The 13,950-nt window shown below is 69.9% G+C and carries 11 protein-coding genes; 3 read left to right on the top strand and 8 right to left on the bottom strand.

Features of this window, described 5'->3' with window-relative positions; all coding sequences use genetic code 11:
- Window positions 1-9: 9 nt before the first annotated feature.
- The 3 genes from IFR14_RS06925 to sucC form a co-directional block, all read right to left on the bottom strand.
- The gene (locus tag IFR14_RS06925; RefSeq protein ID WP_137242138.1) at window positions 10-1,287 is read right to left on the bottom strand and encodes a cell division protein PerM; all 1,278 of its coding nucleotides are present in this window, start codon (window positions 1,285-1,287) and stop codon (window positions 10-12) included.
- Between the two features lie 125 nt (window positions 1,288-1,412).
- Window positions 1,413-2,303: a succinate--CoA ligase subunit alpha gene (gene sucD / locus IFR14_RS06920; protein WP_064296653.1), complete on the bottom strand. Its 891-nt coding sequence runs from the start codon at window positions 2,301-2,303 to the stop codon at window positions 1,413-1,415.
- Window positions 2,304-2,317: 14 nt separating this feature from the next.
- The gene (sucC, locus tag IFR14_RS06915; protein WP_124768842.1) at window positions 2,318-3,481 is read right to left on the bottom strand and encodes an ADP-forming succinate--CoA ligase subunit beta; all 1,164 of its coding nucleotides are present in this window, start codon (window positions 3,479-3,481) and stop codon (window positions 2,318-2,320) included.
- 160 nt (window positions 3,482-3,641) lie between these two features.
- Here sucC and IFR14_RS06910 point away from each other — a divergent pair, with 160 nt between their 5' ends.
- The gene (locus IFR14_RS06910) at window positions 3,642-4,442 is read left to right on the top strand and encodes an oxygenase MpaB family protein (protein ID WP_137242139.1); all 801 of its coding nucleotides are present in this window, start codon (window positions 3,642-3,644) and stop codon (window positions 4,440-4,442) included.
- 104 nt (window positions 4,443-4,546) lie between these two features.
- The gene (locus IFR14_RS06905) at window positions 4,547-6,121 is read left to right on the top strand and encodes a hypothetical protein (protein WP_191940643.1); all 1,575 of its coding nucleotides are present in this window, start codon (window positions 4,547-4,549) and stop codon (window positions 6,119-6,121) included.
- On the opposite strand, the gene IFR14_RS06900 is transcribed toward IFR14_RS06905, so the two are convergent.
- The 3 genes from IFR14_RS06900 to IFR14_RS06890 form a co-directional block, all read right to left on the bottom strand.
- Window positions 6,048-7,037, bottom strand: a complete 990-nt coding sequence (locus IFR14_RS06900) for an SseB family protein (RefSeq protein ID WP_191940642.1) — start codon at window positions 7,035-7,037, stop codon at window positions 6,048-6,050. The genes IFR14_RS06905 and IFR14_RS06900 overlap by 74 nt on opposite strands.
- 73 nt (window positions 7,038-7,110) lie before the next feature.
- Window positions 7,111-9,579, bottom strand: a complete 2,469-nt coding sequence (locus tag IFR14_RS06895; protein WP_191940641.1) for an ATP-dependent helicase — start codon at window positions 9,577-9,579, stop codon at window positions 7,111-7,113.
- Window positions 9,580-9,592: 13 nt separating this feature from the next.
- Window positions 9,593-10,672, bottom strand: a complete 1,080-nt coding sequence (locus IFR14_RS06890; protein WP_191941268.1) for a glycerophosphodiester phosphodiesterase family protein — start codon at window positions 10,670-10,672, stop codon at window positions 9,593-9,595.
- A gap of 193 nt (window positions 10,673-10,865) precedes the next feature.
- Between IFR14_RS06890 and IFR14_RS06885 the strand changes: the two genes are divergently transcribed.
- On the top strand, window positions 10,866-11,723 hold the full coding sequence (locus IFR14_RS06885) for a Bax inhibitor-1/YccA family protein (protein ID WP_064296659.1): 858 nt from the start codon (window positions 10,866-10,868) through the stop codon (window positions 11,721-11,723).
- Between the two features lie 181 nt (window positions 11,724-11,904).
- Here the strand turns inward: IFR14_RS06885 and guaA are convergent, their stop codons facing one another.
- Window positions 11,905-13,509, bottom strand: a complete 1,605-nt coding sequence (gene guaA, locus IFR14_RS06880) for a glutamine-hydrolyzing GMP synthase (RefSeq protein ID WP_137242143.1) — start codon at window positions 13,507-13,509, stop codon at window positions 11,905-11,907.
- Window positions 13,506-13,949 carry a DUF3817 domain-containing protein gene (locus IFR14_RS06875; protein ID WP_056778703.1) on the bottom strand — a complete coding sequence of 148 codons (444 nt, stop codon included), beginning with the start codon at window positions 13,947-13,949 and terminating at the stop codon, window positions 13,506-13,508. Before IFR14_RS06875 ends, guaA begins: the two co-directional genes overlap by 4 nt.
- Window position 13,950: the final 1 nt, after the last annotated feature.

Here is a 13,950-nt window from a genome sequence, read left to right as displayed (position 1 = left end):
CAGAGCATCCTATCGGTCGCGGGCACCCCGGCCGCTCGGCTGGGCGTGCAGCTCCGGGAGGCGGTCCTCCTCGGCGAGATGCGTCGGACCGGCCGCCATGCCGACCACGGCTGCGATCCCGACCGTCAGGGTGGTCCACAGGCCCGTCGCCCAACCGTTCGGGCCGACCTCGATGAGGCGACCTGGGCCTGCCGCGCCCGCCGAGAGGGCGGCGAGGACACCGACGATGATGCCCGCGGTGACCCCGACGCCGAGACCGACGACTGCCAGTCGTCCGAGCCCGCCACGCCCGTCGAGGTCGACGAGCAGACGGCGGCGCAGCACCACGGCAGCGGCGAATCCGATGACGACCGGAACCACGAGGACCGCGAACCCGAGCGGGCTCTCCCCCGTCGGGATGGCGCCGAGGACCGGCACGGCCGGCATCGGCCCGACGAGCGTGCCGATCGGCGAGATCGCCGTGCCACTCCCGATGGCGAAGCCCGCGCCGGTGATCCAGCTCATGGCCCAGATCACGAGGTTCGGGAGGTACAGGAGTTCGGCGCCGGTGACGATGGCACCGCCCAGGACGCCGAACTGCGCGCTCTCGTGCAGGGAGATGATGGCACCGTAGCCGACGGCGATGAGGATGGCGGTCAGGACCGCGGAGACCGCCACGAGTCCGGTGGCGGCGAGTGCTCCACCGCGCAGCGCCGCGACGACCATCGACCAGGTCCCGTCCGGCATCCGGTCTCGCATCGCGCGGAGTCCGTCGAGGATCGGATCGGCCGCGTCCTGCTCACGGAACCGGACCCACAGCGCGGCGACCACGACCCCGCCTGCGAAGCGCACGGTCGGCGCGAGGGTCCCCTGGACGATCGAGGGACGCACCGCCGGGTGGAGGGCGGTGAGGGTCACGAGGAACGACAGCAGGGCGAACACGAGTACCGACAGCACGACGGCACCCTGCCACCAGGTGCTGCGCGCCGCGCGGGCTCCGGTACGCAGGCCGAACAGGACCGTGCCGATCGTGAAGGCGAGGGGCGCCAGGGAGACGAGGAACGGCTCCATCCCGGCCGGCAGTCCGAGCTGGGTGACGAGGGCCGTGTCGAGGGTGATGCGCATGCTCGAGCCGTTACCGAGCGCCCAGATGTCGACGGCCCCCCTCCAGAGCGCGGCCGGGTCGACGTCCAACTGGAAGTGCAGAGCCCACAGGGCGAGGAGTGGGACGAGTGCGACACCGATGCCGATGGCCACGGCGAGGGTGGCATCGAGGGCGGCGAGGAGGGCGACGGTCAGACGGTTCATGCGTCTTCGACCCTACCTGGAGCCGCGCGTGCGGACGGTCAGGCGCACGGCGTGCGTGGGCCGAAACGCGACGACGCGACGCCCGAACCGGGCGCCGCGTCGCGGTCGCAGTCGAGCTGCGGGTGTTACAGCGAGGCGATGATCTCGCGCATGAGGTCGGCGGTCTCGCTCGGCGTCTTGCCGACCTTGACGCCGGCGGCCTCGAGGGCCTCCTTCTTGGCCTGCGCGGTGCCTGCGGAGCCCGAGACGATCGCGCCGGCGTGGCCCATCGTCTTGCCCTCGGGCGCGGTGAAGCCCGCGACGTAGCCGACGACCGGCTTCGTGACGTTCGCCTTGATGAAGTCGGCCGCGCGCTCCTCGGCGTCGCCACCGATCTCACCGATCATGACGATGGCCTTGGTCTCGGGGTCGGCCTCGAACGCGGCGAGCGCGTCGATGTGCGTCGTGCCGATGATCGGGTCGCCGCCGATGCCGATCGCCGTCGAGAAACCGATCTCGCGCAGCTCGTACATCATCTGGTAGGTGAGGGTGCCCGACTTCGACACGAGGCCGATCGGTCCCTTGCCGGCGATGTTCGCGGGCGTGATGCCCACGAGCGACTCCCCCGGCGTGATGATGCCGGGGCAGTTCGGGCCGATGATGCGGGTCTTCGAGCCCTTCGACTGGGCGTACGCCCAGAACTCGGCGGAGTCGCCGACCGGCACACCCTCGGTGATGATGACGAGCAGCGGGATCTCGGCGTCGATGGCCTCGATGACCGCGTCCTTGGTGAACGCCGGGGGCACGAAGGCGATCGACACGTCTGCGCCGGTCTCCTTGATGGCCTCGGCGACCGTGCCGAACACGGGCAGCTCGACGCCGCCGTCGTGGGTCACGGTCGTGCCGGCCTTGCGGGCGTTGACGCCACCGACGACCTGGGTGCCGGCCTTCAGCATGAGCGCCGTGTGCTTGGTGCCCTCGCCGCCGGTGATGCCCTGGACGATGACCTTGGAGTCCTTGTTGAGGAAGATTGACATGCTTGTGCGATCCCTTACTTCGAAGCCAGCTCGGCGGCCTTGTCGGCGCCTTCGTCCATGGTTGCGGCGAGCGTGATGAGCGGGTGCGCGGCGGCGGCGAGGATCTCGCGGCCCTCCGCGACCTTGTTGCCGTCGAGGCGGACCACGAGCGGCTTCGTCGCTGCGTCACCGAGGATCTCGAGCGCCTTCACGATGCCGTTCGCGACGGCGTCGCAGGCAGTGATGCCACCGAAGACGTTGACGAACACGCTCTTCACCTGGGCGTCGCCGAGGATGACGTCGAGGCCTGCGGCCATGACCTCGGCCGAGGCGCCGCCGCCGATGTCGAGGAAGTTGGCCGGCTTCACGCCGCCGTGCTGCTCGCCCGCGTAGGCGACGACGTCGAGTGTGGACATGACGAGCCCAGCGCCGTTGCCGATGATCCCGACCTCGCCGTCGAGCTTGACGTAGTTGAGGTCGTTCTCCTTGGCCTTGAGCTCCAGGGGGTCCTCGGCTGCGGTGTCTTCGAGTTCGGCGTGGTTCGGGTGACGGAAGGCGGCGTTCTCGTCGAGCGAGACCTTGCCGTCGAGGGCGACGATGCGCCCTTCCTCCGTGAGGACGAGCGGGTTGACCTCGACGAGCGTCGCGTCCTCGCCCTTGTAGACGTCGTAGAGCTTCACGAAGACGTCGGAGACCTGGTCGACGAGCTCCTCGGGGAAGTTCGCAGCCTTCGCGATCTCGACCGCGGCCGCCTTGTCGACACCGGTGAGCGGGTTCACCTCGATGCGCGCGAGCGCCTCGGGCTTCTCGACCGCGAGCTGCTCGATCTCCATGCCGCCCTCGACGCTCGTGAGCGACAGGTAGGACCGGTTGGCGCGGTCGAGCAGCACCGAGAAGTAGAACTCCTGGGCGATGCGTGCGCCGGCCGCGACCATCACGCGCTTGACGACGTGACCCTTGATGTCGAGTCCGAGGATGGCCTTCGCCGCCTCGTAGGCCTCGTCGGGGGTCTTGGCGACCTTGACGCCGCCGGCCTTGCCGCGGCCTCCGACCTTCACCTGGGCCTTGACGACGACCACGCCGCCGAGACGCTCGGCCGCGGCACGCACCTCGTCCGGGGTGTCGGCGATGATGCCGGCGAGGACCGGCACCTCGTACTGCTCGAACAGGTCTCGTGCCTGATACTCGTAAAGATCCACGTGTCATTCCCATCCGCGCTTCGCGCGTTCTGCTGTGATTGTCGTGGCGATTTTCGGCCGCGCGTTATCTCGGCGGCGAGAGAAAAAGGGCCAGTGACGACTCTACCCCCAGCGCTGCGCCGCAACCGGACGTTCACAGTGAACGACTAAGGTCGGGTCCATGACCGGCATGGCGGACCTCGCTCGCGAGGGCATCCTCGTCGCCGGCGCCGGACGGGCCATCCTGCTGCAGATCGCGGACCCTTCGGTCGCCGCCGGCGTGGCGCGGCACAGCGACTTCGGATCCCGTCCGCTCGACCGGCTGCACGCCACCCTCACCTTCGTCTACGCGCTCGCCCTCGGCGCGCCGGACGAGCAACGCAGTGCGGCCCGACGGGTGAACCACGCCCACGCGCCGGTCCGTGCCCGGCCGGGCGAAGCCGCTCCGGGGTACTCGGCCTTCGACCACGACGCGCAGCTCTGGGTCGCGGCCACACTGTACGACACCGCCGTCCAGGTCTACGAGCTCGTGTTCGGCGCGCTCGACGAGGAGTCCCGGGAGCGCTTGCACCGTGAGTACGCGATCGTGGGGACGAGCCTGCAGCTCCCGCCCGATCGTTGGCCTCCGACCCGGGCCGCGTTCGACGAGTACTTCGCAGGCCGGGTCGCGGGACTCCACGTCACCGAGGAGGCGCGTGCCGTCTCGATCGAGCTCCTGACCGCTCGCGCGGCGCCGCTCCCCGTCCGGTGCCTGCTCCCGCTCGTCCGGCTCGTGACGGCGGGACTGCTGCCCGACGACCTACGGAGCGCCTACGGGTTCCGTTGGACGCCGCGGCAGCAGCGTCGCTTCGCGCGGCGGGTCGCCGTCGCGCGGGCCGTCTGGCCGCGTCTTCCGCAGCGACTCCGTGCGGCACCCTCCGCCTGGTACCTCCGGGCGATGCGAGAGCGGGATCGCACGGAGGCGGCCCGCCACCTCGGCTGACGACGTTCCAGCACCGCCCTCCACAGCCCACTGACGGAGCCGTCCCGTCCACATTCGGATCCTCGCCCCGCTGACCGAGGCACCGCGGTTCGCACGATGGGGGCATGACAACACACCACCTCCCCCAGACCGGCCGCCTCCTCGGCGGCAGACCACGGGTCCTCCGTCTCCTCGCCGCCGTCCCGATCCTGCTGACGCTCATCCTCGGCATCGTCCTCGGCGGCGCCACCGCGTCCTCCGCACTGACCGCCACCGGTGCGGCCTACGGCCACCGCGACGCCTCGAACGGCCGCTGGCTCGGCTCCTGGGCATTCGACGACGGGACGGTCGGGTTCTGCATCAACCTCGACCTCCCGATCCCGCCGGGTCACGCCTACGAACACGTCGACGGAGACTCGCTCGGGTGGTTCACCCCGGAGGATGCCGCACGCCTGGCCTACCTCTCGCGTCATTGGGGTGCCAGCCAGGACGCCGACGAAGCGGCCGCCGGTCAGCTCGCCACTTGGATGATCACCGGCCTGAACGGGTGGACGCCGGCGCAGATCGCCGCTCGGGCAGGAGCGAGTGCCGACCGCGTGCTCTCCCTGGCCCATCAGATGCTCGCCGAGGCCGACGGGCCCGGCGGCGCGAGTCGGGGAGCGAGCGCCACCATGTCCATCGAACGCGGCGAGGACGGATTCGACCTCGTCCGAACGGAACTCGCCGTCGACTTCATCTCATCCGGCGTCACCACCCTGCCACCGGGCACCCACACCGGCACGGTCACCCTCGACGGCGCGACCTTCGAGGACGGCACGTCCGAACGAGCCGTCGGGAACGGTGAGAGCCTGCGGATCCTGCCGAGCACCGATGCCGCCGTCGTGGCGTTCTCAGCGAACGCCACCTTCGGTGAGCTGCCCTACGGGGCCGGCCTCACGATCGCTCGAAGCGCCGCCAACGTGCAGAGTGTCCTCATCGCGCGCCCCATCACGGTCTCGGCCGGGGCGAGTGCCGACCGGGAACGGCCGACGCCACTCCCGTTCCAGCCGATCGTCGCCACCACGACCTCGCACGCGACGTCGACTCCGGGAGCGGAGATCACCGACCGGCTGTCGGTCGGGATCGCGACCGGCGCCGGCCTGGCCTCGGAGTGGGGCCTCTTCGGCCCGGAGGGCGGACCGTACACGCCGATCCCGGTGACCGTCCGAAGCCAGCTGCTCGGTCCCTTCGCGGAGCGCCCGGTCGAATCGCCGGACGTCCCGCTCGGAGCTCCGGTGGTCTGCGAGGTCGAGACGCTCGTGGATGCGGGCCCCGGCGAGTACACGACGCCGTCCTGCGTCCTCCCCGAGGACGGCTACTACGTCTGGGTCGAGCGCATCGAGCCGAGCGACACCCTGCCGGAGAACGGCGGCACGATGATCCGACCCTGGCGATCCGCCTTCGGGGTCGCCTCGGAGATCACGCTCGCCTCCACGCCGACCGTGCCCGAAGCGCGCCTCGCCGAGACCGGCGCCGACGACCGCTCCCTGCTCCTGGCCGGCTCTGCGGCGATCGGAGCGCTCGCGCTCGGCGGCATCCTGCTCGCTCTCCGTCGGCGGATCACGCCGAGTGGAGCGGGAGCGGCGCTCAGCGCACGTCGAGGAGGGGTGCGAGCTGGGCGCGGTCGACGTCCAGCCACGGCGCCGCAGGGTTCACGATGATCCCGGTGATGCCTTCGTCGCTGCGGAGCGCGGCCGCGAGTTCCGCGGCGGTCACGGGATATGCGTCGTCGCCGCGGCCGAGCGCCGCGATCTCGATGGGCGAGGTGAAGACCTCGAGTAGGCGGCGGTCGCCGAGTCGGGTCTCCGCGATGCCGACGGTCTTGCGGTTGCCGTCCTCGTCGACCTCGGCGCGACCGGCTACGAACCCACCGTGTGCGGCGAGTGCCGCCACCAGCTGCTGGAGGGCGTCGGCGTCGCGTGGCTGGGCGAGCGCCTGCTTGGCGAGATCGTTGTTCCGGCCGTCGCCGAAGAGCCGGGCGATGAGCGTCTTCGGGACGACGGCACTCGCCTTCCCGTCGGCGGGGTTCAGCACGATACCGGCGTATCCTTCACCGGCCGCCTGACGCAGTGCCCACACCGCGTCCACCGCGACCCCGGAGACGGGCCCCTCGGCAGTCCGCGTCTTCTCGAGCTCTCGCGGCGAGGTGAAGGCGAGGAGGTAGACGGCGCCCTCCGGGTCGCGGTGGACACCGAGCGGGACGCGTCCCGCGGCTTTGTCCTCCTCCGAGACGCCGTCGAGGCTCGTGGACAGCAGGAGCTTGCCCTGGATGCTCTGGCGCAGGACGTGCATCATCGCGCGCTCGTCGCCTCCTTCAGCCAGGGCGGTGAGCGCCTGGGCGAGGTCGACGTTGGTGTCGGGCTCCCCGGCCGCGGGCGCCGGAGCGGCCGCCGGCACCGACACGGGGGCCTCAGGTGTCCGTGCCGCGGAACTGACCGTCGTGACCGAGATGGGCACGTGCGGAACCGATTCGGCGACCGCGGGGGTCGTGTCCTCCTCGGTTTCCCGGGCGGAGGTCGCTGCCTCCGCCGCTGCGGATCGGGCATCGGACGCGTTGCGCTTGGAGAACAGAGCCATGATGCCTCAGCCTAGAGGCTTCGCCCGGACTGGGGAACCTGATCCCGCCGGGGACGGCCGACGGGACCGGGGTTCACTCCACCTTCTCGATCGGGGCGATCTTGATCAGCAGCTTCTTGGCTCCCGCCGACTCGAACTGCACGTGGGCGATGCGTTTCGCGCCCTCGCCGGTGACGGCGTTCACCCGCCCCACACCGAAGTCCGCGTGGGAGATGCGGTCGCCGGGTGCGAGCTCGAGATCGCCGTTGTCGCGGACCTTCGCCGTGATGCGGTTGGCCCAGGCCGTCTCCGGCTTGGTCGAACCGCCGGAGAACCGGGTGTCGCCCGCGGAGGCGCCCTCGGGGAGCGAGCGGACCGACCAGCGGTCGCTCGAGGGGGCACGGCGGGCGTTCAGGGCACGCGACTGCGTGCCACCACGACCGTTGACGTTGCCGGGCGACTGACGCCACTCGATCAGTTCGGCCGGGATCTCCTGCAGGTAGCGGCTGGGCATGGCGACGGCCGTCTCGCCGTACTGGGCACGCGTCATCGCCAACGAGAGGTACAGGCGCTTGCGGGCGCGGGTGATGCCGACGTAGAACAGGCGTCGCTCCTCAGCTGGGCCGCCAGGCTCGTTCGCCGACATACGATGCGGGAGGAGGTCCTCCTCGATGCCCGTCAGGAAGACCGCGTCGTACTCGAGGCCCTTCGCCGTGTGCAGGGTCATGAGCGACACGCTGCCCGTCGCGTCGTCGAGGTCGTCGGCCGCGGCGACGAGCGAGACCTCGGTCAGGAAGTCGACGATGCCGCCGTCGGGGTTGTTCTTGGCGAACTCCTTGGTGACGGCGATGAGCTCGTCGACGTTCTCGGCTCGCGCCTCATCCTGCGGGTCGCGACTGTTGCGCAGCGAGTCGAGGTATCCGCTCTTCGTCATGAGGAGCGACAGGACGTCGCCGACCGCGGTCGCGGACGCCGTCGGGCGGTCGGCCGCAGCGGCGTCGTCGAGCGCGGCCTGCGCTTCGTCGAGGAGCGCCGACAGCTGCAGGATCGCGCTCGTGACCTTCGGCCCGAGCCCGAGCGCGTCGGCGCGCCGCATGGCCTCGCGGAAAGTGACGCCGTTGTTCTCGGCGAAGCTCGCGAGTGCCGTCTCCGTCGCCGGCCCGATGCCACGCTTGGGCGTGTTCAGGATGCGCCGCAGCGCCATGATGTCGGCCGGGTTCGCGACCGACACGAGGTAGGCGAGGGCGTCCTTGATCTCGGCGCGTTCGTAGAACTTGGTGCCGCCCATGATCCGGTACGGGAGGGCCGCACGGATGAAGATCTCCTCGAGCGCACGGGTCTGGGCGTTCGTGCGGTAGAACACCGCGATGTCGCTGTAGGCCGTACCGGCGTTCCGGAGCTTCTCGATCTCGTCGGCGATGAACTGCGCCTCGTCGTGGCCGGAGTACCCCGTGAAGCCGACGATCTTCTCCCCGTCGCCGACGGCCGTCCAGAGCTTCTTGTCCTTGCGGTCGAAGTTGTTGGAGATGACCGCGTTCGCCGCCGAGAGGATGTTCTGCGTGGAGCGGTAGTTCTGCTCGAGCAGCACCACCTTGGCGCCCGGGAAGTCGCGCTCGAACTCGGTGATGTTCCGGATGTCGGCCCCGCGGAACGCGTAGATCGACTGGTCCGAGTCGCCGACGACGGTGAGCGAGGCACCCTCGGTGCGTGTGGTGGCGAGCTGATCCGTGCCGGCCTCGGGCGCGCGGGTGAGCTCCCGGATGAGCGAGTACTGGGCGTGATTGGTGTCCTGGTACTCGTCGACGAGGATGTGGCGGAACCGCTGCTGGTACTGCGCGGCGACGTGCGGGAACGCCCGGAAGAGGAACACCGTCTGGCTGATGAGGTCGTCGAAGTCGAAGGCGTTCGCGTCGGCCAGCGCACGCGTGTACTTCCGGAAGACCTGCAGGAACACGAGTTCCTGCGGGTCGTTCGTGTTGATCGTGCGGGAGTACGACTCGACGTCCGACAGCTCGTTCTTGAGCTTCGAGATCTTCGCCGAGGTGTTCGACGGCGTGAAGCCGTATGCGTCGGCCTCGAGCTCCTTGATGATGCGCTTCAACAGGGCACGTTGGTCGCCGCTGTCGTAGATCGTGAAGTTCTTGGTGAAGCCGAAGTGCTCGGCCTCGCGGCGGAGGATGCGGACGCAGGCGGAGTGGAAGGTGGAGATCCACATGCCCTGAGCGGCCTGGCCGACGAGCGCCTGCACCCGCTCGCGCATCTCGGCGGCGGCCTTGTTGGTGAACGTGATCGCCAGGATCTGGCTCGGCCAGGCCTCCCGCTGCTCGAGCAGCAGCGCAACGCGGCGGGTGAGCACACTCGTCTTGCCGGACCCGGCACCGGCGACGATGAGCAGGGCCTGGCCCCGGTACTCCACCGCGATCCGTTGCTGCGGGTTGAGCCCCTCCAGCAGCCGACTCCCGCCGGCACGCTCGTCGGAGGACGACTCGGAGACGGTTGCCGTGGGCCAGCCGACGATCACCGGTTGCACGGCGTCGGCGTTCGAAGAAGGAGAGCTCGCCATATCGCCTGCAAGTCTAGGCGCTGCCCCCGACATCGCTCGGCCGAGCACCGCCGTCGCGGTGATCCGCACGGTCGCCGGCCGCCGACCGCGCGGCGACGCCGAGGTCGGCCTGGTCGACGAAGCAGCCGTCGACCCCCGTGGAGAGCACCAGGACGAACTCCTCGAGCCAGCGGCCGACCGCCGCCGGATCGACCCCGTCCCGGAAGGGCGGCGCGAGGAACCGGTTCTCGGGGCGGAGGGTCCAGGTGTAGACGCGCAGGCCAGCCGCGTGGGCGCGCTCCACGAGGTCCGTCGGGCGGGCGCCGTCGTCGTCGCCCAGGTCGATGAGCATCGCCTTGTCCACGCTGATGGCGTCGACCTCGAGGGCGAGCGCCGCGAGTCCGGCGTCGGTCATCGCGTCGGCGTAGGTCGGGGCCGCATCACCCAGCCGGGCGACGAGGTCGGTCGGCCTGCCGGACCGCTCGATGAGGTACACGAACTCCGCCTGCACCCGACGGGCCTGCAACGCCATGAGGACCGACTGCTCGAACGACTCGATGATGAGCGGCTCGGCACCGGGATCGGCGCCGAAGCCCAGGGCGGCGAGCTCTTCGGCCAGGAGTCGATCGAGCGGGAGGCCGATGGACGCGAAATAGTCGGCGTGCTTCACCTCGGCCACGATGCCGACGGGTCGTCGGTGCGATCCGGCGGCACTGCGCACGACCGCGACGAGGTCGGCGAACCGCAGGATGCCCTCGGTGCCGTCGAATCCCGCGCTCACCGTCCGCACCTCGGGGATCCGCTCACGCGCGGTCAGGGTCGACAGCTCGGCCCAGGTGAAGTCCTCGGTGAACCACCCGGTCAGCTCGTGGCCGTCGACGCGCTTCGTCGTCCGCCGGTCGGCGAACTCCGCTCGGGCGGCGACGTCGGTCGTCCCGGAGATCTCGTTCTCGTGTCGGACCACGAGGACGCCGTCCTTCGACGCGACGAGATCGGGCTCGACGGCGTCCGCGCCGAGCGCCACGGCCAAGCGGTAGGAGGACTCGGTGTGCTCCGGGCGGTAACCGGGAGCCCCGCGGTGTCCGATGACGAGCGGGTTGGGCAGGGAGTCGATGCGCACGCCATCAGCCTAGGACGACGCTCCGGCGTGCGCGCAGGGTGCCGGCTGTCAGCCCGCCGCGAACATCGGCGTCCGTTCCGGCTTTTCCACGCGCGACCGGCTGATTCAAAGGGAACTCGGATACTCTGGGTGTCAGCAGCGCCGCTTGGCGCGACACAGCCTCCACGACTGAGAGTAGGAATCAGCCATGGCCCTCGACAATCCCGCGTTCTCGAAGAACCCGGCATTCGCGAAGCAGGGAGGCGGGACGCTGCAGGCAGCTCAAGCAGCGAACCCCTCGCTGACCGCCGAACAGCTCCGCAAGATGTACGAGCAGCCCACCGCACCGGCGGGCGTCGGCACCGCCGACCGCATGACGATCGAGAACACGCTCGTCAAGACGCTCGGCTCGTTCGCCGTCCTCGTCGTGTTCGCCGTCATCTCCTGGATGTGGACGACCTCCCTCCTGCAGGCAGGTAGCGGCTACGCCCTCCCCATGATCATCGGCATGATCGGCGGCCTCGGCCTCGGTCTCGTCAACTCCTTCAAGAAGGAGCCGGTCCCGGCGCTCATCCTCGGGTACGCCGTCTTCCAGGGACTCTTCGTCGGCGGCATCTCGCGCGTCTTCGAGGCGAACCCGGCCTGGTCCGGCGTCGTCGTCCAGGCGGTCCTCGCGACCCTCGCCGTCGTCGGCGTGACCCTCGCCCTCTTCGCGAGCGGTAAGGTCCGCGCCTCGAAGAAGCTGACGAAGGTCTTCCTCGTCGCCATCATCGGCTACGGCGTCTTCCAGCTCCTCAACCTCGTGCTCATGTTCACGGGCGTGCTGAACAACCCGTTCGGCCTCTACGGCGCGACGATCTTCGGCATCCCGCTCGGGATCGTCATCGGCATCTTCGCGGTGCTGATGGGCGCGTACTCGCTGGTGCTCGACTTCGACTTCATCCAGCGCGGCGTGCAGAACCGCGCACCCGCCAAGTACGGCTGGACCGGCGCCTTCGGCATCATGGTCACGGTCATCTGGATCTACGTCGAGATCCTGCGTCTGCTGGCCATCTCCCGCAACTAGGAGCGCACGCATTGCGAGGCCCGTCCCGTTCGCGGGGCGGGCCTTCGTCGTTCCCCGGGCCGGTCGCCGAGCTTTCCCCGGTCCCTGAGCCACCCACCGCGGTCCCTGAGCCTGTCGAAGGGCGCGGACGACGGAAGGCCGCCCCGCGAACGGGACGGCCTTCCGATGACTCAGGGAGCGATCACTCCCACTCGATGGTCCCCGGTGGCTTCGACGTGACGTCGAGCACGACGCGGTTGACGTCCTTCACCTCATTGGTGATGCGGTTGCTGATGCGCGCGAGGACGTCGTACGGCAGGCGGGTCCAGTCGGCGGTCATGGCGTCTTCAGACGAGACCGGTCGCAGCACGATCGGGTGGCCGTAGGTGCGGCCGTCGCCCTGCACGCCCACGGAACGGACGTCCGCCAGCAGGACCACGGGGCACTGCCAGATCTCCTGGTCGAGCCCGGCCGCGGTCAGTTCCTCGCGGACGATCGCGTCGGCGTCGCGGAGGAGGTCGAGACGCTCGGCCGTGACCTCACCGACGATGCGGATACCGAGTCCGGGACCGGGGAACGGCTGACGGCCGACGATCTCCTCCGGGAGGCCCAGCTCGCGACCGATCGCCCGGACCTCGTCCTTGAACAGGGTGCGCAGGGGCTCGACGAGTTCGAACTGGAGGTCTTCCGGCAGGCCGCCGACGTTGTGGTGGCTCTTGATGTTGGCCGTACCGGATCCGCCGCCGGACTCGACGACGTCCGGGTACAGCGTGCCCTGGACGAGGAAGCGGATGGGCTCCCCCTCGCTCTGGGCCTCCTTCACGAGGTCGATCTCGGCCTGTTCGAAGGACCGGATGAACTCGCGGCCGATGATCTTGCGCTTCTGCTCCGGGTCGCTGACGCCGGCGAGCGCCGACAGGAACTGCTCGCGGGCGTCGACCGTGACCAGCCGGACACCGGTCGAGGCGACGAAGTCCTCCTCGACCTGGCGTCGCTCGTCCTTCCGGAGCAGGCCGTGGTCGACGAAGATGCAGACGAGCTGGTCGCCGACGGCCTTGTGCACGAGCGCCGCGGCGACGGCCGAGTCGACACCGCCGGAGAGTCCGCAGATGACCTTCGCGTCGCCCACCTGGGCGCGGATGCGGTCGACCTGTTCGGCGATGACGTTGCCGCTGTTCCAGTCGGCCGGGATGCCGGCCGCCCGGTGGAGGAAGTTCTCGAGCACCTGCTGGCCGTAGGCGGTGTGCTTGACCTCGGGGTGCCACTGGACGCCGTAGAGGCCGCGTTCCGCGTTCGCGAAGGCGGCGACCGGGGTCGAGGCGGTCGAGGCGAGGACCTCGAAGCCCTCGGGGGCCTTGGAGACGGAGTCGCCGTGGCTCATCCACACGTTCTGCTCGGTCGGGACGCCGTGCAGGAGCGTGCCAGGGACGTCGACGACGCTGGTCGCGTCGGTCGAGCCGTACTCCCGGAGACCGGTGTGTGCGACCTCGCCACCGAGCTGCTTGGCCATGACCTGGAAGCCGTAGCAGATGCCGAACGTCGGGACGCCGAGCTCGAGGATGCCCTCGTCGAGCGAGGGTGCGCCCGGCTCGTACACGCTGGACGGGCCACCGGACAGGACGATCCCGACCGGGTTCTTGGCGGCGACCTCGGCGGCGGACACGGTGTGCGGCACGATCTCGGAGTACACGCCGGCCTCGCGGACGCGACGCGCGATCAGCTGTGCGTACTGCGCACCGAAGTCGACGACGAGGACCGGTCGGGCGGCGGTCTGCTCCGCTGCGGCTGCGGGGGTGGTTTCACTCACTGCATGGACTCCACGGGTTCGGCGGCCGCTGCTGCTTCGCGGCCGGAGAGGTAGCCCTTCACTTCCCGCGGGATGCGGCTCTCGAAGAAGAAGGACAGGAACGGGATGATGCCGCCGAGCGCGAGCCAGAGCAGACGCAGGACGTTCCACCGCATGAGGCTCCAGAGCCGGAACGCGGCGAACAGGTACACGACGTAGAACCAGCCGTGGATGATGAGGATGCCCGTGCTGAGGTTGACCGCGGTGGCGGTGCCGGAGGGCACGAAGGCGAGGAAGCCGTAAGCACCGCCGAGCTCGAGCTCGAGGCCGAACGCGTACTTCATGAGCATCTCGGCGCAGAGCGACAGGAGCAGCACACCGGTGATGGGGGCGGCCACCTGGTAGAACTTCAGCGCGCCTCGGATCGCGGGAAACGTCGACGGTTTCGGCTGGAGGGGCATG

Source organism: Plantibacter sp. CFBP 8775 (assembly GCF_014839505.1).
GTDB classification, from domain to species: Bacteria; Actinomycetota; Actinomycetes; order Actinomycetales; family Microbacteriaceae; genus Plantibacter; species Plantibacter auratus.
This window is presented reverse-complemented; position numbering and strand designations above follow the sequence as displayed.

What these genes read in the sequence shown, in the direction of transcription:
- IFR14_RS06925 (WP_137242138.1), bottom strand. Translation starts at nt 1,287, where the DNA reads ATGAACCGTCTGACCGTCGCCCTCCTCGCCGCCCTCGATGCCACCCTC.
- sucD (WP_064296653.1), bottom strand. Translation starts at nt 2,303, where the DNA reads ATGTCAATCTTCCTCAACAAGGACTCCAAGGTCATCGTCCAGGGCATC.
- IFR14_RS06910 (WP_137242139.1), top strand. Translation starts at nt 3,642, where the DNA reads ATGACCGGCATGGCGGACCTCGCTCGCGAGGGCATCCTCGTCGCCGGC.
- IFR14_RS06905 (WP_191940643.1), top strand. Translation starts at nt 4,547, where the DNA reads ATGACAACACACCACCTCCCCCAGACCGGCCGCCTCCTCGGCGGCAGA.
- IFR14_RS06900 (WP_191940642.1), bottom strand. Translation starts at nt 7,037, where the DNA reads ATGGCTCTGTTCTCCAAGCGCAACGCGTCCGATGCCCGATCCGCAGCG.
- IFR14_RS06895 (WP_191940641.1), bottom strand. Translation starts at nt 9,579, where the DNA reads ATGGCGAGCTCTCCTTCTTCGAACGCCGACGCCGTGCAACCGGTGATC.
- IFR14_RS06885 (WP_064296659.1), top strand. Translation starts at nt 10,866, where the DNA reads ATGGCCCTCGACAATCCCGCGTTCTCGAAGAACCCGGCATTCGCGAAG.
- IFR14_RS06875 (WP_056778703.1), bottom strand. Translation starts at nt 13,949, where the DNA reads ATGCCCCTCCAGCCGAAACCGTCGACGTTTCCCGCGATCCGAGGCGCG.